The 24,034-nt window shown below is 36.6% G+C and carries 25 protein-coding genes and 1 riboswitch; of the genes, 16 read left to right on the forward strand and 9 right to left on the reverse strand.

What is annotated here, in order from left to right:
* The first annotated feature begins 184 nt into the window (after positions 1–184).
* From ACQKP0_RS12145 to ACQKP0_RS12160, 4 genes are all read left to right on the forward strand, one after another.
* Positions 185–997 carry an arylamine N-acetyltransferase gene (locus tag ACQKP0_RS12145; RefSeq protein ID WP_427406298.1) on the forward strand — a complete coding sequence of 271 codons (813 nt, stop codon included), beginning with the start codon at positions 185–187 and terminating at the stop codon, positions 995–997.
* A 159-nt stretch (positions 998–1,156) separates the two neighbouring features.
* Complete coding sequence (locus ACQKP0_RS12150; RefSeq protein WP_427406118.1) at positions 1,157–1,669, forward strand: sporulation protein; 513 nt, start codon at positions 1,157–1,159, stop codon at positions 1,667–1,669.
* 58 nt (positions 1,670–1,727) lie between these two features.
* Positions 1,728–2,135, forward strand: a complete 408-nt coding sequence (locus ACQKP0_RS12155) for a hypothetical protein (RefSeq protein ID WP_427406119.1) — start codon at positions 1,728–1,730, stop codon at positions 2,133–2,135.
* 505 nt (positions 2,136–2,640) lie between these two features.
* Positions 2,641–3,066 (forward strand): HIT family protein, encoded by a 426-nt coding sequence (locus ACQKP0_RS12160; protein ID WP_427406120.1) that lies wholly within the window; start codon positions 2,641–2,643, stop codon positions 3,064–3,066.
* Positions 3,067–3,218: 152 nt separating this feature from the next.
* Here the strand turns inward: ACQKP0_RS12160 and ACQKP0_RS12165 are convergent, their stop codons facing one another.
* Positions 3,219–3,647: a helix-turn-helix domain-containing protein gene (locus ACQKP0_RS12165; RefSeq protein ID WP_427406121.1), complete on the reverse strand. Its 429-nt coding sequence runs from the start codon at positions 3,645–3,647 to the stop codon at positions 3,219–3,221.
* 410 nt (positions 3,648–4,057) lie between these two features.
* Between ACQKP0_RS12165 and ACQKP0_RS12170 the strand changes: the two genes are divergently transcribed.
* From ACQKP0_RS12170 to ACQKP0_RS12205, 8 genes are all read left to right on the forward strand, one after another.
* Positions 4,058–4,588, forward strand: a complete 531-nt coding sequence (locus ACQKP0_RS12170; protein WP_427406299.1) for a sigma-70 family RNA polymerase sigma factor — start codon at positions 4,058–4,060, stop codon at positions 4,586–4,588.
* Positions 4,585–5,040: a zf-HC2 domain-containing protein gene (locus ACQKP0_RS12175; RefSeq protein ID WP_427406122.1), complete on the forward strand. Its 456-nt coding sequence runs from the start codon at positions 4,585–4,587 to the stop codon at positions 5,038–5,040. Before ACQKP0_RS12170 ends, ACQKP0_RS12175 begins: the two co-directional genes overlap by 4 nt.
* Positions 5,037–6,116, forward strand: coding sequence for a hypothetical protein (locus ACQKP0_RS12180; protein ID WP_427406123.1), 1,080 nt, complete (start codon positions 5,037–5,039; stop codon positions 6,114–6,116). Before ACQKP0_RS12175 ends, ACQKP0_RS12180 begins: the two co-directional genes overlap by 4 nt.
* Positions 6,113–6,991 carry a LiaF transmembrane domain-containing protein gene (locus tag ACQKP0_RS12185; protein ID WP_427406124.1) on the forward strand — a complete coding sequence of 293 codons (879 nt, stop codon included), beginning with the start codon at positions 6,113–6,115 and terminating at the stop codon, positions 6,989–6,991. The genes ACQKP0_RS12180 and ACQKP0_RS12185 overlap by 4 nt, the downstream gene beginning before the upstream one ends.
* 238 nt (positions 6,992–7,229) lie before the next feature.
* Complete coding sequence (locus ACQKP0_RS12190) at positions 7,230–8,141, forward strand: diacylglycerol kinase (protein WP_427406125.1); 912 nt, start codon at positions 7,230–7,232, stop codon at positions 8,139–8,141.
* 146 nt (positions 8,142–8,287) lie between these two features.
* Positions 8,288–8,389: riboswitch (purine riboswitch) on the forward strand.
* A 229-nt stretch (positions 8,390–8,618) separates the two neighbouring features.
* Positions 8,619–9,689 carry an NCS2 family permease gene (locus tag ACQKP0_RS12195; protein ID WP_427406126.1) on the forward strand — a complete coding sequence of 357 codons (1,071 nt, stop codon included), beginning with the start codon at positions 8,619–8,621 and terminating at the stop codon, positions 9,687–9,689.
* A 16-nt stretch (positions 9,690–9,705) separates the two neighbouring features.
* Positions 9,706–10,248: a phosphoribosyltransferase family protein gene (locus ACQKP0_RS12200; RefSeq protein ID WP_427406127.1), complete on the forward strand. Its 543-nt coding sequence runs from the start codon at positions 9,706–9,708 to the stop codon at positions 10,246–10,248.
* 154 nt (positions 10,249–10,402) lie between these two features.
* Positions 10,403–10,987, forward strand: a complete 585-nt coding sequence (locus tag ACQKP0_RS12205; RefSeq protein WP_427406300.1) for a TetR/AcrR family transcriptional regulator — start codon at positions 10,403–10,405, stop codon at positions 10,985–10,987.
* A gap of 139 nt (positions 10,988–11,126) precedes the next feature.
* Here ACQKP0_RS12205 and putP read toward each other — a convergent pair whose 3' ends face one another.
* Positions 11,127–12,608, reverse strand: a complete 1,482-nt coding sequence (putP, locus tag ACQKP0_RS12210) for a sodium/proline symporter PutP (protein ID WP_427406128.1) — start codon at positions 12,606–12,608, stop codon at positions 11,127–11,129.
* Positions 12,609–12,903: 295 nt separating this feature from the next.
* On the opposite strand from putP, the gene ACQKP0_RS12215 reads away from it, so the two are divergent.
* The 3 genes from ACQKP0_RS12215 (at position 12,904) to ACQKP0_RS12225 (ending at position 15,886) form a co-directional block, all read left to right on the forward strand.
* A complete protein-coding gene (locus ACQKP0_RS12215; protein ID WP_427406129.1) occupies positions 12,904–14,370 on the forward strand; it encodes an amidase family protein in 1,467 nt (488 codons plus the stop codon).
* Between the two features lie 237 nt (positions 14,371–14,607).
* Positions 14,608–15,201 (forward strand): TetR/AcrR family transcriptional regulator, encoded by a 594-nt coding sequence (locus tag ACQKP0_RS12220; RefSeq protein ID WP_427406130.1) that lies wholly within the window; start codon positions 14,608–14,610, stop codon positions 15,199–15,201.
* Positions 15,202–15,217: 16 nt separating this feature from the next.
* Positions 15,218–15,886 carry a YqeB family protein gene (locus tag ACQKP0_RS12225; RefSeq protein ID WP_427406131.1) on the forward strand — a complete coding sequence of 223 codons (669 nt, stop codon included), beginning with the start codon at positions 15,218–15,220 and terminating at the stop codon, positions 15,884–15,886.
* Between the two features lie 263 nt (positions 15,887–16,149).
* Here the strand turns inward: ACQKP0_RS12225 and ACQKP0_RS12230 are convergent, their stop codons facing one another.
* Genes ACQKP0_RS12230 through ACQKP0_RS12260 form a run of 7 tightly spaced genes read right to left on the reverse strand, consistent with a single transcriptional unit; the run spans position 16,150 to position 22,520 of the window.
* A complete protein-coding gene (locus tag ACQKP0_RS12230) occupies positions 16,150–17,148 on the reverse strand; it encodes a histidinol phosphate phosphatase domain-containing protein (protein WP_427406132.1) in 999 nt (332 codons plus the stop codon).
* Positions 17,138–17,941: a DeoR/GlpR family DNA-binding transcription regulator gene (locus ACQKP0_RS12235; protein WP_427406133.1), complete on the reverse strand. Its 804-nt coding sequence runs from the start codon at positions 17,939–17,941 to the stop codon at positions 17,138–17,140. Before ACQKP0_RS12235 ends, ACQKP0_RS12230 begins: the two co-directional genes overlap by 11 nt.
* The gene (locus ACQKP0_RS12240; protein WP_427406134.1) at positions 17,938–18,942 is read right to left on the reverse strand and encodes an ABC transporter ATP-binding protein; all 1,005 of its coding nucleotides are present in this window, start codon (positions 18,940–18,942) and stop codon (positions 17,938–17,940) included. Before ACQKP0_RS12240 ends, ACQKP0_RS12235 begins: the two co-directional genes overlap by 4 nt.
* Position 18,943: 1 nt before the next feature.
* Positions 18,944–19,723, reverse strand: coding sequence for an ABC transporter permease (locus ACQKP0_RS12245; RefSeq protein WP_427406135.1), 780 nt, complete (start codon positions 19,721–19,723; stop codon positions 18,944–18,946).
* A complete protein-coding gene (locus tag ACQKP0_RS12250) occupies positions 19,720–20,565 on the reverse strand; it encodes an ABC transporter permease (protein ID WP_427406136.1) in 846 nt (281 codons plus the stop codon). Before ACQKP0_RS12250 ends, ACQKP0_RS12245 begins: the two co-directional genes overlap by 4 nt.
* A 34-nt stretch (positions 20,566–20,599) precedes the next feature.
* Positions 20,600–21,433 (reverse strand): alkaline phosphatase family protein, encoded by an 834-nt coding sequence (locus ACQKP0_RS12255; RefSeq protein ID WP_427406137.1) that lies wholly within the window; start codon positions 21,431–21,433, stop codon positions 20,600–20,602.
* A complete protein-coding gene (locus ACQKP0_RS12260) occupies positions 21,423–22,520 on the reverse strand; it encodes an extracellular solute-binding protein (protein ID WP_427406138.1) in 1,098 nt (365 codons plus the stop codon). The genes ACQKP0_RS12255 and ACQKP0_RS12260 overlap by 11 nt, the downstream gene beginning before the upstream one ends.
* Before the next feature lie 301 nt (positions 22,521–22,821).
* Between ACQKP0_RS12260 and ACQKP0_RS12265 the strand changes: the two genes are divergently transcribed.
* Positions 22,822–24,030, forward strand: a complete 1,209-nt coding sequence (locus ACQKP0_RS12265; protein ID WP_427406139.1) for a M20 family metallopeptidase — start codon at positions 22,822–22,824, stop codon at positions 24,028–24,030.
* The last annotated feature ends 4 nt before the right edge of the window (positions 24,031–24,034 follow it).

Consider the following 24,034-nt stretch of genomic DNA (forward strand, 5'->3'; position numbering starts at 1 on the left):
TTCTATTAAAAAGAGATTATTTTTCTATAAATGTTGTTCAGTGAAAACAACGTTTTTTAAATTCGAAAATATAATAATTAAATTATAATTAAGTTTTCAATACATTTTATACTATTAAACTCGATTATATTGCAGGATTTCCCACTTTTTGCGAGAATGGATAAAAGATATATTTCATGAAAGAGTGGTAGATTTGGAACAGTTAATCGAAGACTACTTACGATATTTAAAAATAGATATAGAATCTCCTTCACTGAATTATTTACAGCGATTAATTCAGCAGCACCTATCCCGTATTCCTTACGAAACATTTAGCAAATTTCATTATTATAAAGAGAAAACAAACTTTGTTCCAGCTTTAGATGTATTTGTTAAAAATTTAATTGAAAGAGGCTGGGGCGGCACTTGTTATACATTGAACATTAACTTTTCCCGGCTTTTATCTCATTTAGGTTTTCCTGTCTCGTTAGTTCGGGTGACTCCTGGACACTTAGCGATCATGGTAACTTTGGAGAAGCGTCAATTTTATGTCGATGTCGGCTATGGCTCTCCTATTATGAAGCCAGTTGAGTTGGAGGCGAAGAGGAGACATGTCTTGCATGGCTTTGGTGAGGAAATTATTTTTATTCAAAAATCAACGGATCGATTCGAAATCGACCGTCGTTCAAATGGCAAGTCCTTTGTTAAGAAGGAGATAGAATGGTGTCCATTAACAGAAGAAGATATTCAGTCAGATATTATGAAATCATACATTGATGATGATCAAAATACAACGATGAGAAGGATTACAGCTGTTAGATTTAATGGACATGAGTGTTATTTTTTAAGAGATCGATCAATCAAGGTAATGACATACCGTAATATTCGAGAAATTCAAATGCGCGATATCGATAAATGGAAAACGACCATACAGGAAGTCTATCAAATAGATGAAAATTCGCTGGATGAATCGATTCAATTTCTTAGTGAACGTGGTGTCGCGTTGTTTGGAAAATGAATAATATAAGCTAAAAAGGAAAAATTTATGAAACCATTTAATTTTCAAAATGGCTTTGTTAAAATAATTTTGTTGATCCTAATAAAATTCTGTGGTGCATTGCGATTAGGTATGCACCACAGAAAGGTTTATCAAAAACTATAGAAAGCAGGAATTTATTTGCACATTTTTCCGCAATATTTATATTCTTTTTTAGTCGTTGGATTAATTTTATATCGAAGGATAAAGCGTTCGATAGGATTTCAGCCGTTAAAAAAGAGAAGGCTTGTTGTACGCATTACAATTTTTTCTATAGTAGTGATTTTGTTGCTTTTAACTAGTGCCTTACATCCGATCTCATTTTTATATGATTTCGTTGGTGTGGTTTTAGGTCTGGTTTTATTATTTTACGCTATGAAACATAGCACGTTTGAGCAGAAGAATGAGATCATCTATTATCGAACACATATATGGATTGAATCCATTGTTTTACTTCTATTTTTAAGTAGATTTTTATATCGGATTTTTGAAGTGTATACCTTATCGAAAACACAGCCTCAAATGACTCCGCAAATGTATGGAAGAGATCCGTTAACTCTAGGTGTATTTTTCATATTAGCAGTATATTATATTGGGTATTATTCCTTTGTATTGGTAAAAAGCAAATCGATGGATCATACAGTTAAACAATAACCCTATCAACAGTTGACTAAATTTTTGAAAACCCCATTTTAAGGGGAGGAGGGTATTGATGAAAAATACAGTAGTAGGAATGATGGCTGTACTATTGGCCGTTTCCATGCTGGTTGGTTGTAATGATGAAAAAGAGTTGAAATTAGAGGGGAACTGGAAGCTTATGGACGGTTCCCAATCTCCAGCTTGCTTTTCAGAGATGAAATTTTTGAACGATCCTACTTCCAAAAAGAGCCCTTTATCTGTTCATGAAACAACTCATAAAACAACTCATAAAACAACGTATGACTATACTCAAATATGGTTCGGGGAGTATGAGGAAGAAGGAAACGAGATTCGGGTTATATTGCATGAGCCAAAAGCGGATCCTTTCGTTATGACTGCCGACCGCAGCGGAAACGAATTAAAGCTTCAGTACGAATGGAAATCAGAAGATTTAGTCTGCTCGTATCAGCTTGATAAATAGTTGCTGATATGACAAGTGGATATTGAAACCAAAAATGTATCCCTTAGTAGGGATACTGCAGAAACTATTCTAAAGGAGATTCAACAGTTATTAATAAACCCTCCTCGAAATACGAACACTTGTTCCTTCATTATATACAGACGTTTGTTCTCTATTCGATATGATTTTTATGAAAATCCTGAGTTGATATGTAGGATTTTTTTTGTTCCACAAACGGGCCATTTGATTGAATAAGACTACATAAAAAGTCGCTTTCCTTTACGTAGTAGCTTCTATAAAGCTTATCGAAAGTATTCAATGTTAAAAAAAAAATAATGTGAGGATTATAGATTTGGTGTTGGGTATTTTTGTAAGTGTTAAAAGACTAAAAAAACCAGAACATAAAGCATTGATCGGAGATTTTTAAACAGAAAAATAAACGTTTTTGAAATCTTCCACAATCGGGCTCTATTATGGTAAAACTTAATAATTGAGTTTAAAAAGCATCTAAAGGGAGGGAGCCTAAATGAACTGTTTAGGTTGTAAATTAGCAAATAAAAAAGTGACCGTTAATGTAGTATTTGAAGACGAATATGTTTGTTGCATCTTAGACCACAATCCATATAACGAAGGACATGTTCTGATATTGCCTAAAAAACATATTCGATACTTTGATGAACTTGACGAAACTACCGCAAATTCGTTAATTAAGGCATCAAAGGTTATATCAAAAGCTATAAAAAGATTGTTTAATCCTGATGGAATTACTATATGTCAAAACGGAGGAGTTTTTGATGAATTAACACATTTTCATATGCACGTTGTTCCGAGATATGAAGGACAAAACTTTGCAGACTTCTATACAGAAGACGGAGAAACCCACTATGAAGTAGGGACTAAATTAGATGAGACAAAAAGAAACATCATAGAAGCCATAAAGGTATTGGATTAAAATCCAATACCTTTATGATTGCTAATTGTATTGCTATTTTCTCTTCAAAAACATATCAAAAACCTTTAATATTTTGACTGTTTTTCTGTATTTTCTACTTCAAAACTAATTACTTACGTCATTAAGACAATTCCTTTTTTATTTGGCGATATTTAATTGAAAAAATTTTTCTTGTTATTTTTGACGTAGTTAACGACAATTCCAAAGTAAATAATACCTATGAGATTAATTATGCTTAATGTTAGACCCGATAGATTGTACCAGGGAAGTATAAAAAGCCAAGCTACTACTAAAATTGAACTCACTACATATAACCATTTGAATTGATCTGTCATTTTTAGTTCCCCCAATTTTCCTTCTTTGATAATTTTCTCTTTCAAAAAACTGTCTCCTTTAATTAATTCGTCAATGCTTATGTTGAATAAGTCACTCAAAATAATGAGTGTTTCAATATTCGGATAACCCTTTTCAAGTTCCCATTTGGAGATAGATTGCCTACTTATGTTTAATTCACGGGCTAAATCCTCTTGAGATAAATTATGTTTTAAACGTTCTTCTTTTAGCTTTTTTGCAAACTCCATGATTTCAACTCCTTTGTATTTTTTTTACTATAGTTTTAAAAATAATGTAAGAATCGCAAGGTGGAACGATGTAACCTAATAGTAGCAAATGTTTGATACTAGATGGTTGCGAAGTTTTGATCTTGTCCGGAGGCTTTAATTGAAAAACATCTACCTATATAAATGGTGTGTTTTGTTTTATTGAATGTATGAATTAACAACATACATTCATTTTATTTGTTTTGTTGGATTTTTAGAATTTTAGTGATTATTGATTTCGTGCTCTTTTCTTATACCTTGTTTCAAATAGCAAAAAAGTATAAGAAAAGAGCCTTCTAAAAAATTTTTTTATTTAGTGTAGGGGTTTGGATCGTATCTGTCGTTTATGATGGTAGATAGAGTGGAAAGGGGGGAGAGAGTTTTTGGATGCAATGCTTATTGAGAAGGTGAAGAATGGAAATGATCATGCTTTTCGGATATTAGTAGAAAAGTATCGGATGCACATTTTTCACACGGTCTTTGCGATTCTACGGAACCAGCAGGATGCCGAGGATGCAGCTCAAGAAGTGTTTTTGAAAATCTATGCTTCTCTCCCCCAATACGAGAATCAAGGTTTCAAAACATGGATCACGAGAATTGCAGTAAACCATGCAATTGATATGAAGAGGAAGAAAGTACGACGGCGCGAGGACCAAACGGTTGAATTTCAACCAGAGGAGTTCCGAGGGAAGAATAACACTGAGGAATTGGTGTTATTAAAAGAAAAGAAATCCATTCTTAGCAAGCGGCTTGTTGAGCTTCCAGACAATTATCGGGAAGTGGTTGAAGGATTTTACATAAAGGAAAAAACGTATCAGCAAATGGCAGAGGAGCAAAAGGTTCAAGTAAAGACCATTGAAACAAAGCTGTATCGTGCAAGACTTTGGATGAAGAAGCATTGGAAGGAGGACGATTTTCGATGAAACATATGAGTGATGAAGAATGGACTCTATACGTGAATGACCAGCTTGATGATAAAACTCGTGAGCAATATGAAGCACATTTATTCAGCTGTGACCAATGCTTGTCAGTCTACTTGGAGGTTGTCGAAGCACAAGAACAGCAGTTGCCTGCCATGACGAATGAAGAGGTATTTACAGATACCATCATGATGAAAATTAAGCAGCAAAATATACCGGAAAAGAATCCTTCCGTTTCGAAGTTCTACCAAAAACCTATATTTCATTATGTATTAGCTGCAGCTATGACATTTATTTTGATGTCAACAGGGGTTTTTTCTCACCTTATGAATGTTGTCAGTGAGTTTGAATCGAATAAAAAACAAGATTCGTCCGTTGTGGAGGGGCTTATGGATCATACGGTTTCGTTTATTGATAAAGTACAAAAGGAATCAGAGAAGGAGGCTAAAAAATGAACAAAAAAAATCCAATTATCGCATTTTTATTAGCTTTTTTTCCGGGTGGAGGTTTGCTCTATCTAGGGAAAATTAGCGGAATTTTTTATACAGCAGCTGTTTTTGGTTTTCCGATGATGGGAGTTCTTTTAGCACACCAGATGTATGATGATTTTATAGCGGTGGTGTTTGCTTTAATAGGATTTGTTCTTTATATTGTAAATTTCATCGTTACAGCAATTACCGCATCAAAGGTGTATCAATCTAGCGGGGTGGTAAATTCAGACCAACCTGCAAATACGAGTAACCCGGAATCTGAGCGTTTTTACACAATCATTTTATCGTTTGTCCCGGGTCTTGGGCATTTTCAATTAGGTTTAATGAATCGGGGTTTAACGATATTAGTATCCTTCCTTGGACTAGGTGTGATGGTCATCTTCATTACTGCACTTACTGGAAGAGGAGAATTTCTTGTATTTCTCATGTTTCTTTTAGTGATTTGGATTTATGGTTTCTTTGATGTGATGCAGCAATTAACGAAAAAACAACGTGGAGAAGAACTGATTGATCGATCTATTTTAGAGGAACTTGAAATGAAAAGGGAAGAAGGGAAAAAGAGTCGATCAATAGCTACATTCCTATCTATCTTTCCAGGTGCAGGTCATCTATATTTAGGAATGCAGCGACGTGGAATTCAGTTAATGGCAGCATTTTTATTTTCTATCTACATTTTAGATGTACTTAGACTTGGGATCTTTTTGTTTCTCGTCCCTATCATTTGGTTTTACAGCTTTTTTGATGGTCTGCAAAAGGCATCAAAGTATGGAAAAGAGGAAATGGACGATAAACCTGTGATTTCCTATTTAATCAATCAGCAAAAATGGGTTGGGGTTGGGCTGTTGCTACTCGGACTTTACTATTTATTTGTGAATATATTATTGCCAGTATTGTCGCCAATCTTCAATCAGTATTTCAATATAGATTTTCAATTCTGGTTTGGAAGGTACTTCCAGACAACTGTCGTTTGTATTCTTCTTATCGGTGGAGGAATTAAGTTAATGACTGGGAATAAACGAAAGGGAGATGGTGAACAATGAAATCATGGCGTGTTGGAACTTTTTCAATGGGAGCCTCTCTCATTTTTCTAGGTGTATTTCTCGTGCTTACACAAATTTTCCATTGGAATGCAGCAACTGTTATGGTAGGCTGGTGGCCTGTCTTATTAATAGTACTGGGATTGGAAATCCTGCTGTTTCTTTATTTTTCGAAACAGGAAAAACCAATTGTCAAATATGATTTATTAAGTATCTTCTTTGTTGGAGTGATAGGCATCGTAGGAATTGGTTTAACCATTGTCACCACGACCGGTATTCTTGATAAAGTAACGGCAACAATGAGAGCAGAACAAAGAACATTAGATTTGCCTAATTACGATAAGGAGCTCAACAAGCGAATAAAAAGAGTAGTGGTCGATGCTGGAAACTTTCCTTTAACCATTGAGAGTACTGCAGATAATAGCATCTCTATGTTTGGTACATATGTGGCTGAAATTATTCCCAAGCAAAAGCTGATTGAGGCATCTGATGATTATTTGTTAATCAAGGAAAGAGGAGATACTTTATATATTGAATTGAAAAATTTACCTGATCGACATCAGCCTTTCATAAATGACATGCAAATGAAACCAACATTACTAGTGCCAAATCATGTAAAATTAGAGGTAGCTGGGAACGAAAATCCAATTACGATAAAACCGAGAAATCTGACTAATAATTGGTCTATTGATTCCGCCTCTAATGTAGATGTCCAAGTGTTGGACAAGTCGGATTTAACCATACACACAGTAAATGTTGAAGAAATAACAGGGGCTCTGAATCAGAAGAAAAAATCAAATACGATCAAATTTGGTAATGGAAAAAATCAATTGAACATTTCAAGATCTTCGTTTGTAAATGTGACAAAAATTCCATAATACTAGATTTTTACAATCAAAAAAGGTATGATAGTTCCATTGGTATATTAACATTTCTATCTGGCTGCGGCCAGATTTTCTGTGTGTAGAGAAGAAGCGCGGCTAATTAACATTTGGCTGAGCTCTATTCTTATTAAGTAAAGAAATGCTTACATGGTAAATGGTGATGACAGAATGCTTCACCATATTCATATAGTATGAAATTTAAATTTGTATATGTAAGAGTAGGATGGTGCAGATGAAACGGGCAAGAATAATCTATAATCCAACCTCTGGACGCGAAATATTTAAGCGGCATATTGCTACAGTATTACAAAAACTAGAAGTTGCCGGATACGAAACATCTTGTCATGCGACAACTGAAGCAGGCGATGCGATTAAAGCTGCTAAAATTGCCGTTGAACGAAAGTATGACATTGTCATCGCGGCAGGCGGGGATGGAACAATTAATGAAGTGGTAAACGGGCTGGCAGAGCAGGAATACCGCCCAAAATTGGGTGTCATTCCAGTCGGGACAACCAATGATTTTGCTAGAGCTTTACACATCCCGCGTGATATTGAAGCGGCAACAGATATTATTGTACAAGGTGATACGATTCCAGTTGATATTGGGAAAATGAATGAAAGCTATTTTATTAATATTGCCGGCGGCGGGCGACTAACTGAATTAACCTATGAGGTGCCTAGCAAATTAAAAACAATGCTTGGGCAATTAGCGTACTATATGAAAGGGATTGAAATGCTTCCGTCCATCCGTTCTACAGAAGTAAGCATTGAATATGATGGGAAGTTATTTGAAGGGGAAGCGATGCTCTTCTTAGTAGGTCTAACTAATTCAGTCGGTGGATTTGAAAAATTAGCTCCAGACTCATCGATAAATGACGGATTGTTTTCCTTGATTATTTTAAAGAAAACAAATCTGGCTGAATTTATTCGAGTAGTTACAGCAGCCATTACTGGTAATCATGTCAATGATCCAAATATTATCTATACACAAGCGAATCGTATTAAAGTCGATTCAACCGAAAAAATGCAATTAAATATTGATGGTGAGTTCGGCGGGTTAGTTCCTGCTGTATTTGAAAATTTGTATCGCCATCTAGAGGTTTTTGTTCCGCTTGACCATATTCGGCCGGAAGATAAAGTGTAAAGTTCAGTCAGTAGAGGGATTCGTCCTTCTACTGATTTTTTTTGAAAAGTCTCATTAATAGTTGGTAAATAAAAGTAAGAATCCTAAATTTTTGTTGAAGCTTGTCGAAATATATGGTAACTTAAGGTTTGTAATAATAAAAAAATAATATTTATTTAGAAATGCCCCATATATTCCCGGAAATAAGGTCTGGGAGTCTCTACAGAGTAACCTTAAATTGCTCTACTATGGACGGCGGATTTCGTTATATATAAAATCTTGTCGTCTTCTTTATATTAAAGAAGGCGATTTTTGCTTTTTAAAAGGCCTTCTTTAGTACCATCGCAGATATCTAGCATAAGATCACAGATAAAAGGGAATTTTCACGGATTATCTTGCACTGCAGCCTGAATAAAAGAGTATAACGATTGTTAACTGTCATCTCATAACAATGAGAATTTACTGGCGATATATGGTGTGCAAGAAACGGAGAGAGAAATGGATTTATTAAAGGATTTATTGGCAGCTCTTAGTGGTGTACTAAATGGACTGCCTCAAGGTATTTTGGCGTTAACATTCGGTTTTGCCTCTGTTCCAACAGCACTTGCTTTTGTAGCTGGTGCGGCAGGAAACGCATTAACTGGATCAGTTGCCGTTATTTCCTTTCAGGCAGAGACGATAACTGTTGCAGGAACAATGGGTAGAAACATGCGTGAGCGTTTATCAATGATTTTTTTTGGAGCAGCTATCATGTTTATCATTGGTATGTTTGGATTATTGGAGAAAATTATTGATTGGATTGGACCTGTCATCACAAATGGAATGATGGCCGGTGTAGGAATCATGCTTGCTCGTGTTGCTTGGGATATGGCAAAAAATGATAGATTGGTAGGAATTATCTCATTTATTACCGGATTCTTTACCTATATGATTACAAAGGACTTGGTATATACAATTACAGTTTCTGTTGTTCTTTCAAGCATTGTCTCTTATTTTTTTAATAAAAATAAACCATTGGAACAGAAGATTGAGGTAACAGAGAAGTTGATTAGACAGAAATTTGTTATTAATCCTTATGTGATCCGCGGTGCTCTTGCGATGGTATGCTTAAATATCGGAGCGAACATTGCATTCGGTCAAATCAATGGAGACATTGCAGATACACATGTAAATGTCGACATATTAACAATGATCAGTAGTTTAGCTGATATGGTATCTACTTTCTTTGGCGGTGGACCTGTTGAAGCAATTATATCTGCAACCTCGAGTGCGCCACATGCAGTTTGGTCTGGTGTACTAATGATGGCACTCATGGCAATTATTTTATTTTCCGGATTACTTCCGAAGATTGGTAGATTCATACCTACTGCATCGATAGCAGGATTTTTATTCGTGTTAGGAGCAATTGTAACAGTACCGCCAAATGCCACTGCTGCCCTTACTGCTGGTGATGGGTCATCAGGCTTAGTTGGGGGAACCACTATGGTTGTCACCGCGATTACAGATCCGTTTTTAGGCATGTTGGCAGGTATTATTATGAAAGCGGCAATTAGTATATTTGGATTATAGAAATGGAGGAGCAGTTATGGATACAATATACAAATTAAAGGTTGCAGGTATTGAACGAGAACTTCCTATTATATCAATTTCAGAGGAATTAAGCATTGCGAGCTTTGTTATTCTGGGAGACACTGAATTGGTCAGCCATACAGCTCCAAAACTAGCAGAAAAGCTGCCGCCTGTAGATTTTTTAGTTACTGCGGAAGCGAAAGGGATTCCGTTAGTTTACGAGATTTCAAAGCTGCTAGGAATGAATCATTATATCGTTGCCCGAAAAAGTATTAAACCTTATATGGAATCACCGATTGTCAATGAAGTAGTTTCTATCACCACTCAGAAAAAACAGTTGCTATGCTTAGATTCTCAGGATGCTGCTGCAATTAAAGGAAAAAGAATTGCGATCATCGATGATGTAATAAGCACAGGGCATTCGATACAAGCTTTAGAAGAATTAATCAAACAAGCTGGAGGAGAAGTGGTTGCAAAAGCAGCCATTCTTGCAGAAGGTGATGCAGCAGAGCGTGAGGATATTATCTTTTTAGAAAAATTGCCGTTATTTAAGAAATAGTCTTAAAATGATGATGGGGCATGTGGGCATAAATCAATGATGTCTACGTGCCCTATATCATTAAATGGAAAATAAAAGTAATTGACAATGACATATTTCTAATTTATGCTAGTCGATGTAAGTGATACTTGCATTATTTGAAAGTTGGATGAAAATGAATGAACAAAATAGTACATCAGAACGAATTATTAAAGCATTTATAGAATTATTTAGAGACTATGGCTATAAAGGTGCGACCACTCGTGCTATTGCCGAACGAGCAGGTGTGAATGAAGTTACGATCTTCCGCCACTTTGGAAATAAAAAAGGAATAATGGATGCTGCTATCCAATCGATATCTTATAGCCCTTTTTTAGAAAAAATCATAAGTGAGGATATGATTTGGGATCTGGAACACGATTTATGGAAAATTGCAGATAGCTACCATAAGGATATGGAAAAAATCGAAGACATAGTTTTGCTTGGATTTCAAGAGGCACAATTATTTCCGGAATTAAATGAAGCCATTTTGCAAATTCCTAAGCAATTAAAAGCCAATCTAGTTTCTTATTTTACTGAAATGAAGAGAAGAGGCAAGCTGATTGATACAGATATTGAATTTCAAGCGATGAACTTTATTTGGATTAATTTTGGTTATTTTCTTTCTAAATCACGCTTTGGAGAAAAGGTTATATCAAACTCACGAAATGACTTTTTGAAACATAGTATTCAGCTTTTTGCTAGGGGACTGACCCCCTAGTAGTTTTTTAAAAATAAATGCAAGTGTGTACTTGCTTTCGGAGAGGGTACGCACCCAAAGAAGGGGCACGCAAACAAAAAAAGGGAGCACACAACTATACAAGTACTAAAAAATACCACCGAACTCGGTGGCATTATCCTTATCCTCTCTTCAATAATAACTTGCTTTCTTCAAATTCTTTCTCAATTTCTTCATTACGTTTGTAAGTAGCTAAGCTAACCCCCACACTAACGAGTAAGTTAACAATAAATCCAGGTACCATCTCATAAAGGGTGTCACTAAGTCCGAGATTTGCCCATATGATAACAGTTGCAGCACCAGTGATCATTCCGAAAATGGCTCCCCAATTGTTCATCTTCTTCCAGAAAAGACTGAGGAACACAACAGGACCGAATGATGCACCAAATCCAGCCCAAGCATAGGACACAAGTTTTAATATTGATGAATTTTGATCTAAGGCTAGAAGGGAAGCAACGATCGCAACAACTAAAACAGCCATTCTACCAAAGAAGACAAGTTCTTTGTCCGATGCATTTCGGCGGAACATCAATTTGTACAAGTCCTCTGTAAGTGCACTGGAAGTAACAATTAATTGTGATGAAACGGTACTCATAATTGCCGCAAGAACAGCTGCTAACACAAATCCAGCTACAAGTGGATGTAATAAAATTTGTCCTAGCTGAATAAATACTGTTTCAGCATTAGCCTTACCTAGAGGAGCTCCAATATTATGGAAATAAGCAATCCCAATCAACGCAGTAAAAGAAGTTCCTAGTAAGGAAAGAATCATCCAGCTCATACCAATCCTTCTTGCACTTCTAGTTTCCTTGATCGTTTTAATCGCCATAAAGCGGACGATAATATGCGGCTGCCCTACATATCCAAGTCCCCAAGCTAATGCGGAAATAATTCCTAAGACACTTGACCCTTTAAAAAGGTCAAAAAGTGCTGGATCGATGGACCGAATGGTATGAATGGTTTCAGATGGTCCACCTGTTTTGAAAATAGCAATAGCTGGCACAAGGAGAAGAGCTATAACCATAATTAAGCCTTGAACAAAATCAGTATAGCTAACGGCTAAGAATCCACCAAATAATGTATAGGCTACAACAACACCAGCTACAATCAATAATCCGGTTGTATAGTTTAGGCCGAAGGAGCTCTTAAAAAAAACAGCTCCAGAAACCATCCCTGATGATACATAAAAAGTAAAGAATATTAAAATGACGAGTGATGAAACTATTCTTAATAGCTTAGTAGAATCTTTAAATCGATTTTCTAAATAAGAGGGTATCGTAATAGAATCATTAGCTACCTGTGTATAAGATCGTAAACGAGGTGCAATGAGAATCCAGTTTAAATAGGCGCCAATCGTTAATCCAATGGCAATCCAAGCGTCAGCTAAACCATTTAAATATAGTCCTCCAGGTAGTCCCATTAACAACCAGCCGCTCATATCGGCAGCTCCCGCACTTAATGCTGTAACTGCTGGGCCTAGAGAACGTCCCCCTAGCATATAATCGGTTAAATTGCTTGTCTTTCGATAGGCGTAAAATCCAATAATAAGCATCATAGCCATATATAAACCTATCGAAATTAGCTTGTACACATCTGCTGTCATAGTTGTCATCTCCTTCTAGTTGTTCGTATTTTCAATATAATGAATACCCTTTCATTATATAATAAAAATTAATTTTGTAAAATTATAATTTTTATTAATTGTAGAAATAGAATGATGGTTTAATAGTTCTTTTATACTAAAGAATTAAAATATAAAAAACATAAATGGTATTTTTATATAGTATTTCAATGTTTTTAAAATACTATTGGAATACATCCGACAACAAAAAGATTGACAAAGTTAGTTCAAATATACTAATAATAGTGAAAAATCAGGAATTTGATTGGAGAACAGAATGGAATTTTTAAAAGAGAGTTTGATAGAAGAACAAACGATATTACAAATTCAAGATGCAATGGAAAAAGGGAAACTTACTTCAAAGGAACTCGTGATGTATTTCCTTTATAGAATCGCCAAATATGATCAGGATGGACCGAAAATCAATTCGGTATTAGAGATTAATCCGGATGCTATTTTTATTGCGGAAGGGCTTGACCATGAGCGGAAAACAAAAGGAGCACGGGGGATTCTTCACGGTATTCCGGTTCTGCTAAAAGATAATATTGAAACAAATGATAAACAACATACAAGTGCAGGAGTATTAGCATTAGAAAACTACAATAGTAACAGGGACGCCTTTCTTGTTTCGAAGCTGCGTGAAGCAGGCGCTGTTATTTTAGGTAAAGCGAATATGACAGAATGGGCGAATGGGATGTCCAGCGAGATGTGGGCAGGTTATAGTTCTCGAGGGGGACAGGTGTCAAATCCATATGGGCCAGGAGAGTTTTTTGTAGGGGGATCAAGCACTGGATCTGCGGCGGCAGTTGCGGCTAATTTTGCTGCTTTAGCAGTAGGAACGGAAACAGATGGTTCAATCTTAAGCCCTTCTGTTCAAAACTCTACAGTGGGAATAAAGCCTACGGTAGGACTCATAAGCCGTACGGGAATCATTCCTTTTACACATTCACAGGATACAGCTGGACCGATGGCTAGAACCGTAACGGATGCAGCGATTCTATTAGGTGCACTAACAGGAGTTGATCAAGAAGATCCGGCAACATATAAAAGTGAGGGGATAGCTAAACAGGATTATACTAGTTTTCTAGATCCGAATGGGTTGAAGGGAGCACGGATTGGTGTTTTCACTCAGGCTCCGAATGATTCTTTCATGCCTGGTGAGTATGATGAAGAGTTGTTCCAGCAAGCAATCCATTCTATGCAGGAAGCCGGGGCCGAGATGATTAGTGATATTGATTTACCATCTTTTCATCGGAAATGGAGCTGGGCGGTAAACTCTTATGAATTGAAGCATAGCTTGGAAAATTATCTTTCACAGTTACCAGCTACTTTACCTGTTCACTCGATTGGAGAGCTAATTGAATTTAACAAAACACATCGTGAGAAGACGCTGAAATATGGTCAGGATAAACTCGAATACAGGGGTACTTTATCAAATACATTAAGAGAACCTGAATATCTGTTAGCTAAAATAGAGGATTTGTATTATGCGCAGGATAAAGGAATTGATGAAGCATTGAAAAAGTATGATCTTGATGCCATTCTTTTTCCTGCTTATGTAGGATCGACTATCAGTGCAAAAGCAGGTTATCCATCTATTGCATTGCCGGCAGGTTATATGGAAAATGGCAGACCATTTGGGATTACATTAGCTGCAGGGGCTTTTAGTGAGGGGCTATTAATCAAATTAGGATATGCTTTTGAGCAGGCTACCAATCATCGACGCAAACCTGTATTTCTTTAATAGAATAGGAGAAACCGCCTTTAGTGGCGGTTTTTATTGTTATTGGAATCAGAAATTGGTAAAAAGAGCATCACACTACTTACAGTTGTAGGTTTGAAATAATCAATCATAGGTGAAAGATATAAATGCAAATAGTGGAGCATATTGATTGGGCTAAAGGAAGTAATGAATAGTTTTGACAGCTGGCTTAGTTAGATGTTATTATTTACCTAACGATAGGTAGAAAAAGGTGAAATGATGAATAAAAGTGAAAAGACAAAACATAAAATTCTAGAAACAGCTACATGGTTAATTGGACAGTATGGAATTGAAAAAACATCACTTTCTATGATAGCTAATAGTGTAGGCATACAAAAGCCATCAATATATTATTATTACCCCTCGAAAGAAAAGCTAGTAGATGCTGTATTCAACTGGATTTTTGAGGGATATAGTTTCGAAACATACTTTCATATTCATGAATATACGAAGGAGAATTTTGAAGAGAAAATTTTTAATGAAGGATTGCAATTATTGAGTGAAGTATCTACAGATGCTCAACTACTAGTTGTTCAAGTATTAAATGAGTTTCTTTTATATGGAAGCCGAGAGTCTGCTCATAACAAAGAGTATAAATCGAAAATTAAATCCGTACAGCAAGGGTTTATTGACGGGTTTAATAGATTACTACAAAAGGGGGGAGAATTTGGACTTATTGATTCAAAAGGATTGCATGAAAAAGCAACTTTATTAGCGTTAATACTTGATAACTTATCAAATTATCCGATGGTAGGAATTCAAATAGATGTAGTAGCGGTATGGAGACAAACCATTACAAGTATATTATCTTAAAAAAGGGTGAACTTGAATGAGTAATAATCATACATTATTAAACTTTTCAAAAACTGATAAAGCTATCCTATGGCTTGGTTTCCCGCTTGCCGGTTTAGTGCTTGGTTGGTTTCTTCCAAGTATTGCAAAATGGGGTAGTTCTTTGCCGTGGGTACCTTTCCAGGGACCTTTAAAATTAATTGCATCCTATAATGGAGCATGGGTAGGTTTTATCACAATGCTTCTTGGCTTAATTGCGGGAATTGCTTTGATTTTATTGTCCTTTCATGAAAGCTTGGAAATATCTATTTACGATAATAAAGTTATACTAAAACTTAGAAATGAAGAAACCATCTTATATAAGAAAGATATCTCACTTGTGTTTATGGACGGAAATCAGTTGGCGTTATTAGGAAACGATGAGAAAGAAATATTTCGATATAAACAAGAGCTTAATAAAAACACAGTTAGAACTGCATTTTTACAACATAATTATCCTTGGAGCGACGAAGAACCATTTAAAGAAGATTTTAAAAAATGGGTAGTGGATTGTCCCGATCTATCACCTGCTGCGAATGCTCTATTAAAAGCTAGGAAAATAGCGATTGAAAAAGGAGAGGCTAAAGAAGCATTTCAGTTGGCTAAAGAGCTTTGGAAAATAAGAATATCAGTAAAAGAAAACGATAAAAGACAATATTATCGATAAACGATAAAGAAAAGTGAAAATAATAATTAAGGAGACCAATAGATATAGGAAAGATAAGAAGATCCTGCTTCTAGAAATTGGTTGCCCAAGCAGTAAAGGAAACAGCGATTCTGTCATTTCTTTTTCAGATAGTAAATTACATTTATTTCTTTAAAACTGACAACTTATAAAAAAATAGAGCATTGTACTTAAACAACGCTCAAAGTTACTTACTGAACTGTATCCAAACCTGTTACTATTTACGAAAACAGTCATAAAACGCCTTACCCTAAAGGTTTCATAACTCTACACTGCTTCTCAAATGTAGCAATCTCCGTAACCCCTTTTTTAAGAAGTGTTTCTGTGTTCTCATCGACATATGATCCGATGTCATCTGGAAAGTGAGAATCAGAAGATGTTGTAAATGTAACCCCTTCTTTTATTAAGATATCTAAAAATTGGGGGCTTGGGCACATCTCCTTCACTGGATAGCGATAAAATAAGCCTGCATTTATTTCTGTAGCTGTATTCGTTTCAACTAAGGCTTTTGCAATTTTTTCGTAATGAGGTATTAGGAGGCTTTCATCCGGACGGTAGTTGAATACTTTTAAGTTATCTAAATGTGCGACAAAATCAAATAGCTTACTGCGAATAGCTTTTTCAACTACTTGGAAGAAGTCGTGATATAGTTCCTCCAACTGATACTGATGGAATTTTTCCTGTGTATCGGGATTGTCAAAGCCCCATCCATACATATAATGGACAGATCCAATCACATAATCCCACTCATAACGACTGAGAAGCTCTTTTAACTCTTCATCACTGCCAGGAAAATAGTCTGCCTCAATTCCGAGGCGTAGTGTAACTCCTTCAGCTGCCCATCTTGGTTTGGCCTCGTTGATTGCCTTTACGAAATCTTCCATTGATTCAGTCATTACTTGGTCCAGCCAAATTTGTTGTTTCATACCGATATCGCTAGAACTTAAATCAAGATATTTTTCAAAATATGACCGGGTTTCCTTAAACCGATATAAATGGTCGACAATACCGACTTCACTTAGTCCTTTTCTTTTTGCCTCTTGTAAGTATAAATCGATCCAAGAAGGGTCGTATGCTCCTTTTTGTACTCGAAGTATCAAACGCTCCATGCTTTTATTCAGCCATTCGATCGTATGTTTCTTTTCTTGAATGGGCTCAAAGTGATTCATAGCGATGTTTGTACGATCAAGCCAACGTAAAGAATATGGTCCTTCTTCTAAATGTAAATGGTAATCAACCTTCATTTTGCTCGTCTCCCTCTGCCGTAATCCACTGTAACATCGTTTCTAATTTTTGTTGTTTCCATGTATTTGGCATATCTTGATCACAAATAATGTAATCCGCCTCTGATAATGAGCAGATTCGATAAAAGGATTCGTTGCCTATTTTGGAGGAATCCGCTAAAAGGAATACTTGATTTGCTCGTTTAATCATCGCAGAAGAAACTGTCGATTCTTCTAAGTCATAGTCGCTTACATTATCGAGTGTTATCCCGCCACATGAAAGAAAGACTTTATCGAAGCGAAAATCTTTCAACATTTTGCATGTTAAAGCTCCAACAATCGATTTTTGTGTTGGATTGGTCATGCCGCCAAGTACGATGACTTTTCCTTCAAATTCCTTATTTTCTAATCGATTATTTAATACTTCTGCTGCAGCGAGTGAATTTGTAACAATAGTAACTCGCTGCACTCCAACTAACGAATTTGCCAAATGAATACTCGTCGTACCTACATCAATCATGATGGTATCTCCGTCATGTATAAACTCCGCAGCTTTTTTGCCAATAGCAGCTTTGGCATCATAGCGTAAATTCATTTTTTTCTCAAAGTGAGGTTCGTTATTGGTTTGATGATATTTGACGGCACCGCCATGAACTCGCTTTAGTTTTTTCTCTTTTTCAAGAATATCTAAATCTCGCCTTATTGTTTCAGGGGTAACTCCTAAATTTTTTGCAAGAATAGCGACAAAGATTTTTTCCTCGTTATCCAGCTGTTCTAAAATAGCTTGCTGACGTTCAGTTGACAATAAGTTCATGTTAGTGGAATCACATCCTCTTTATTGATATAGAGTGTTTTTTGTTCATGAACTCGTATATCTTCATTCGTCTTGTTCAACTGTTCTGCGGTAACTGTGACACCATGGGTTTCAATTTCAAAACGAGTGATATTGCCAAGAGGTGTAATTCTTTGCACCTTTCCTGAAATTTTGTAGCCGTCGTTAACCGTCTCAGAGCTGATTGCCTCCGGTCGAACTGCGTACAAACCACGAGTAAATGGTTGGTCATTTTCTACCAATAATGATAGTTCTTTTTTTGTTAAGACATTGTAATTTCCAATAAATCGTGCGACAAATTCATTAGCTGGTCGGTTATAAATCTCACGGGGTGTCCCATTTTGTGCAATATGCCCAGCATTCATAATGTAAATTCGATCACTAACTGCCATAGCTTCCTCTTGGTCATGTGTAACAAGGACCATGGTCATGTTTAATTTTTGTTGAATGGAACGAAGCAGCTTTTGTAAGTTTTTTCGAATTTGTGCATCTAGTGCGCTTAATGGCTCATCAAGCAGGAGTACTTTTGGTTCAGTTACGAGCGAACGTGCCAATGCCACGCGCTGCTGCTGTCCGCCAGATAATTCTTTCGGATAGGATTTTCCTTTTTCAGTTAGTCCAACAAGTTCAATGATGTACGAAACTTTTTGTTGTATGACTTCTTTACTCATCTTTTTCATTTTTAATCCGAAAGCGATATTTTCTTCCACTGTCATGTTGGGGAAGAGTGCATAGGATTGAAAGACCATTCCGACTTGACGATCCTTCGCTTTTTTATTTGTTACATCTTTTCCGTCTATTTTGATCGTTCCTTTTTCAGGAGTGACTAATCCTGCTAATATCCGAAGAAGGGTACTTTTTCCACAGCCGCTTGGGCCTAACAATGTGACAAATTCACCCTCTTGGAAAGAAAGGTTTAAATCGTGCAATACCGTCTGATGATTAAAGGACTTACTAATATTTTCTATCGCTATATAACTCAAGTTACACCGTCTCCTTTTTTGTCTGAGTCATTTTGATCATAATGGCAGAGAGAATGCAGATTAAGAAGAAATAACAAACGACAATCGCACTGGCGAGATGCCCGCTCACATTTAACTTCTTGTATAAATAAACTTGAATCGTTTCAAAGCTGCTGCCAACTAACAAGTTAACGAGCACGAATTCACCAAATAATATCGAAAACGAGAGTAAAGAGGAAACAAGTATTCCTGGTAAAATATTTGGTAAAATAACTTTTCTAAATGCAGTTAATGGGCTTGCTCCTAATATTTCTGCTGCCTCCATTAATGACACTGCATGAACATTTCTCAAGCTATTGCGTGTACCTTGATACATGTAGGGAAGGATGCCGACAAAGTAAGCACCAATCGTTACGAGTACCATGGAAACACCGCTGTTGGAATAGGCTCTGATTAACCCGACCGCAATGATGACACCGGGCATGGCATAGGTCATAACAATGAAAGATTGAATGAGTTTTTCAAGTTTAGGTGCATATAAAACGATCGAGAATATAGCTGGAACCATAATAACAACTGATAAGACCGTCGCGCTTAAGGAAAAAATAAGCGAGCGACCTAATGCTTCAATAAACTTAGGATCACCAAACAATTCATGATACCAGTGGAAGGTTAAGCCTTCAGGTAATATCGTCTTATGCCATTTGGTTGCAAATGAATAAAGAATCGTCCCTAACAGTGGAACAACTAAGTACAAAAGGACAATTCCGATCGTCAGATAATGATAAAATGGTCGTTTCACGATAAATCCCTCCGAACTTTACGAGTTAACCATTCATTAATCAGCATCGCCGCTACTAGTGTTAAACCTAATATGACGGCAACCGCACTGCCTAGCTCAGGCTTTGCAAAAATATCTCCAGACGTTAATGCTCCAATTCGAATGGTGACCAGATTATACGTACTTCCTGTTAGCGCATATGCCGATGCATAAGCACCCATCGCATTGGCAAACAAAATACTAAATGTGCCGGCAATGCTCGGCAAAATGACCGGCAAACCAATGCGTAACCAAAACTGTGCAGAAGATGCACCTAGCAAGGAAGCTGCTTCTTTCCATTGGTTTTGAATGCCTTGGTACACAGGGAATAGCAGCATAACAGCTAGTGGTAATTGAAAATATATATAAATGAGTACCAGTCCTGACCATGAATATAAATTAAAGGAACTCAGTGTATCCCAGCCGAATTGACGGAATAATATCGTAAACAAGCCGCTGTTTCCTAATAGAACGATAAAGGCAAATGCTAATGGAATTCCTGCAAAATTAGAAGTTAAATTAGCAAACACTAAAATACGATCTTGGACTTTCTTTGAAAAAACCGTTAAGGAATATGTGGCAAATACAGCAAACACAATCGCAATAAAACTTGATATAAGTGAGATTAAAATACTATTGATAAACGCTTGATGATAATAGGTATTCTGAAATACCGTTAAATACTGTTTGAAAGTAAATCCTGTTCCGCCGTCAGTTTGAAAACTTCCATAAATCATGAAAAATAGTGGAACAAATAAAAATAGAAAAATAAGAATAAAGAAAGGAATAATACTTGCTAAAAGCATTCCGTTTATCTGTTTCAATTTTTTTACTCCTTTCAAATGAGGAAGCGTCTTCTTAAAGAGAAGACGCCACTTTCAAATTCGGAATCATTAATGGTTGCATAGCTGCTGATGGTTGAATAGCCAACAGCTCACATGCTAAAGGCGCTATCTGTAGTTGCGGAATCTCCTCTTCATATATTCCCGGAGCTAATCGATCACTGATAATAAACAATGGCACATCTCTATCAGCGGTTGTCGTACCTCCATGTTGTCCATCGTCATTCATACCATGATCAGCTGTTACGATGATTTGATAGCCAGCTTCCATCCACTTAGGTAGAACGGTTGCCAAAATATTATCTACTGTAATCGCTCGATTTCGATATTCTTTTGAATCTGCAGTAAACTTATGACCATCATCATCAATGTTCATCGAATGGACATACAAGAAATCCGGTTCATATGAATCTAGTAGAAAATTGGCATCTGCAAAAAGATGTGTATCGGGATAATGGTCTTCCCAGTAAAAAATACCTCGCTCAATGGCTTTGGATTGATCCAGTTGAATTCGGTCGGTCACAGGATTAAAAGGTGCTGAGTTATACAGCTCGCTTACCCAATAATAAGAAGCAGTTGCATTCTTTAATCCGTGTTTCTTTGTCAAATGGAATAGACTTTCTTCGTGTGATAATCGAACCGTTTGATTGGTCGTTATGCCATTTATATAGGCAGGCGTACCTGTTAGCAACACTTCATAAAGCGGGCGTGAAAGGCTCGGTAATTCTGACTTTACTTTAAATCTTGATGCTTTTCCTTTTTCGATTAGATGATGTAAATAACCCATCTGAGAAACGGCTGTATCGTATCGTAAGCCATCGATCATAATAAAAATTAGTTTATTTGACATTGATTAACACCTGCTCTTGCCATAATTGAAGTAATTTTTGTGTTGTTTCTTCCCATGCTTTCATATCACTTACTGGATGAGCATTTTTGTACATATCACTTGGAAGAAGTTTTGCTTTTGCATCTTCCGGTAAGTTTACATTTTCGCGAATCGGTCTTGCATATCCACGAGCCAAGTTTGCTTGTCCTTCATCTGATAAAATATACTCACGTGCAAGCATTGCAGCATTCGGGTGCTTTGCATTTTTGTTAATAATCGTTGCATAGCCTGATGTAACTGATGCATCTTGTGGAATAACTACATCAAAACGATTTTTATCAATTTGGTCACGGTAACCAAGAGCATTAAAATCCCAAACAATTGCTACATCTACTTCCCCTTTTTCAAGAGCAGATAAGCTTGGATCTGTCGTGCGAAGGCGTCCTTGTTTGGCTAGATTTGCATAGAAATCGACTCCAGGTTGAATATTCTTTTCATCCCCGCCGTTCGCTAAAGAAGCAGCTAATACTCCGAATTGAGCTTGATTCGCTTTCAATACATCTCCAATTGTTACTTTATAATTTCCGTTTTTAAGATCAGCCCATGATTTTGGAGGGTTTTTTACATTGTGTTTATCTGTAATGAAAGCGATAGAACCTGTATAACCTACGATCCAATTTCCTTCATCATCTTTTGCCCAATCAGGAATTTCATCCCAGTAGGAGGTCTTATAAGGGAGGGTTAAGCCTTTTTCTTTTGCTAATGGTCCGAAGGCTATCCCAACATCTCCAATATCTGCTGTGGCATTGTTTTTCTCAGATTCAAATTTTGCTAGTTCTTCAGCACTCGACATGTCTGTATCTGAATGTTTAATGCTATATTTTGTTTTAAGATCGTTCCATGTTCCTACCCAGTTCGCCCATGAATCTGGCATCCCTACGGAATTGACTTCTCCTTCAGCTTTCGCATTTTTCGTAATTTCCTCGATTGATAGATTTTTATTTGAAACAGTTTTTTTCGATTCTCCGTCGTTGCTTGAACATGCTGCAAGTAAAGAAACTGATAATAATCCTGCTGTCGCCATTTTTAATAATGACTTTCTTTTCATCAAATACAGCCTCCTAGGTTTTCTTTTTTGTTTATTTTGTTTTACAAGATAAATAATAATTAAACAAAGTAAAGCAAACATTAAACAAATGTAAATGTTTCTTGAAACAGGTATTAAGAAATTGTAAATGGATTAAAGGGGTAAGTATTGGAGTGAGGGAAAAAGTGTAATAGGAATATTCGGAATTACCTTTATTTTAATTGACAACTGAAAATTCAGTCAGTATACTCTTTCATTAATACTAACAAGCAACTATATAAATAAAGTCTGGTTAAAACATAATCAAAACGGAGGGGTACATATGTTAAAAGATTGGTATTTTCAAATAGAAGAAATGTATGATCAAATGGTTGAATGGAGAAGATATTTGCACCAACATCCAGAATTATCGTTCCAAGAGGTTGAAACTCCGAAAATGATTGCAAGTATACTAGAAAGCTATGGAATAGAAGTGAGAACAAATGTGGGAGGAAGAGGGGTTGTTGGAACGATTCGCGGAGCAAAACCTGGGAAAACGATCGCCCTTCGCGCAGATTTTGACGCACTGCCCATTCAAGATGAGAAGGAAGTACCATACAAATCGAAGGTTCCTGGTGTGATGCATGCATGTGGTCATGATGGACATACAGCCACATTACTCGCCGTTGCAAAAGTGTTGAGTGAAAGACGAGAGGAATTAGCTGGCAATGTTGTTTTACTCCATCAGCATGCTGAGGAATTATCACCTGGTGGAGCCATTGCAATGATTGAAGATGGGTGCTTAGATGGAGTAGATATTGTATTTGGTAATCATTTAGCTTCAACTGTACCGTTAGGAATCTATGCATTTAAGAGCGGTTACTCAATGGCTGCTGCAGATGCTTTTGAAATCAAGATTCAAGGGAAAGGTGGACATGGATCAGCTCCACATGAAACGATTGACCCAATTGCCATAGGTGCCCAGATTATTAATCAGCTGCAACACATTGTTAGCAGAAGAGTTGACCCCCAAAAAGCAGCGGTCGTATCAATTGGATCGTTCCATTCAGGGAATGCCGGGAATGTCATAGCAGATTCAGCTGTTCTAACAGGAACGGTACGATCATTTGATGAAGAAGTAAGGGTTTTAGTCGAACAGGAATTAAAACATCTTGTAAATGGCATCTGTTCTGCCTTTCATGCAGAATGCGAAATTCAATATAGCAGGGGCTATCCTGCTGTTTATAATCATGAAGAGGAAACAAATGTATTTGTGGATGTCATAAAATCCACTTTAAACGAAGAAATGCTTGTCGAAATGCCGGCAATCATGGGAAGTGAAGATTTTGCTTATTACTTAAAGGAAAGACCGGGTATGTTTTTCCATACCGGAGCCCGTAATGAGGAAATCGGTGCCTCCTATCCACATCACCATCCAAAGTTTGATATTGATGAAAGGGCCATGGTAGATGCAGGAAAAGCATTTTTAGGGATTGTCCATCATTATTTAGTAGAGAAAGCGGAAGAGCCAGTTACTGAAGCAGCTTATTGATGAT

The organism is Heyndrickxia sp. NPDC080065 (assembly GCF_050281185.1).
In the GTDB taxonomy this organism is placed as follows: domain Bacteria; phylum Bacillota; class Bacilli; order Bacillales; family Bacillaceae_C; genus Heyndrickxia.

What these genes read in the sequence shown, in the direction of transcription:
- ACQKP0_RS12200 (WP_427406127.1), top strand. Translation starts at nt 9,706, where the DNA reads ATGGATACAATATACAAATTAAAGGTTGCAGGTATTGAACGAGAACTT.
- ACQKP0_RS12260 (WP_427406138.1), bottom strand. Translation starts at nt 22,520, where the DNA reads ATGAAAAGAAAGTCATTATTAAAAATGGCGACAGCAGGATTATTATCA.
- ACQKP0_RS12165 (WP_427406121.1), bottom strand. Translation starts at nt 3,647, where the DNA reads ATGGAGTTTGCAAAAAAGCTAAAAGAAGAACGTTTAAAACATAATTTA.
- ACQKP0_RS12205 (WP_427406300.1), top strand. Translation starts at nt 10,403, where the DNA reads ATGAATGAACAAAATAGTACATCAGAACGAATTATTAAAGCATTTATA.
- ACQKP0_RS12230 (WP_427406132.1), bottom strand. Translation starts at nt 17,148, where the DNA reads ATGAAGGTTGATTACCATTTACATTTAGAAGAAGGACCATATTCTTTA.
- ACQKP0_RS12235 (WP_427406133.1), bottom strand. Translation starts at nt 17,941, where the DNA reads ATGAACTTATTGTCAACTGAACGTCAGCAAGCTATTTTAGAACAGCTG.
- ACQKP0_RS12225 (WP_427406131.1), top strand. Translation starts at nt 15,218, where the DNA reads ATGAGTAATAATCATACATTATTAAACTTTTCAAAAACTGATAAAGCT.
- ACQKP0_RS12265 (WP_427406139.1), top strand. Translation starts at nt 22,822, where the DNA reads ATGTTAAAAGATTGGTATTTTCAAATAGAAGAAATGTATGATCAAATG.
- ACQKP0_RS12220 (WP_427406130.1), top strand. Translation starts at nt 14,608, where the DNA reads ATGAATAAAAGTGAAAAGACAAAACATAAAATTCTAGAAACAGCTACA.
- ACQKP0_RS12180 (WP_427406123.1), top strand. Translation starts at nt 5,037, where the DNA reads ATGAACAAAAAAAATCCAATTATCGCATTTTTATTAGCTTTTTTTCCG.
- ACQKP0_RS12195 (WP_427406126.1), top strand. Translation starts at nt 8,619, where the DNA reads ATGGATTTATTAAAGGATTTATTGGCAGCTCTTAGTGGTGTACTAAAT.
- ACQKP0_RS12255 (WP_427406137.1), bottom strand. Translation starts at nt 21,433, where the DNA reads ATGTCAAATAAACTAATTTTTATTATGATCGATGGCTTACGATACGAT.
- ACQKP0_RS12175 (WP_427406122.1), top strand. Translation starts at nt 4,585, where the DNA reads ATGAAACATATGAGTGATGAAGAATGGACTCTATACGTGAATGACCAG.
- ACQKP0_RS12185 (WP_427406124.1), top strand. Translation starts at nt 6,113, where the DNA reads ATGAAATCATGGCGTGTTGGAACTTTTTCAATGGGAGCCTCTCTCATT.
- ACQKP0_RS12155 (WP_427406119.1), top strand. Translation starts at nt 1,728, where the DNA reads ATGAAAAATACAGTAGTAGGAATGATGGCTGTACTATTGGCCGTTTCC.
- ACQKP0_RS12160 (WP_427406120.1), top strand. Translation starts at nt 2,641, where the DNA reads ATGAACTGTTTAGGTTGTAAATTAGCAAATAAAAAAGTGACCGTTAAT.
- ACQKP0_RS12215 (WP_427406129.1), top strand. Translation starts at nt 12,904, where the DNA reads ATGGAATTTTTAAAAGAGAGTTTGATAGAAGAACAAACGATATTACAA.
- putP (WP_427406128.1), bottom strand. Translation starts at nt 12,608, where the DNA reads ATGACAGCAGATGTGTACAAGCTAATTTCGATAGGTTTATATATGGCT.
- ACQKP0_RS12170 (WP_427406299.1), top strand. Translation starts at nt 4,058, where the DNA reads ATGCTTATTGAGAAGGTGAAGAATGGAAATGATCATGCTTTTCGGATA.
- ACQKP0_RS12190 (WP_427406125.1), top strand. Translation starts at nt 7,230, where the DNA reads ATGAAACGGGCAAGAATAATCTATAATCCAACCTCTGGACGCGAAATA.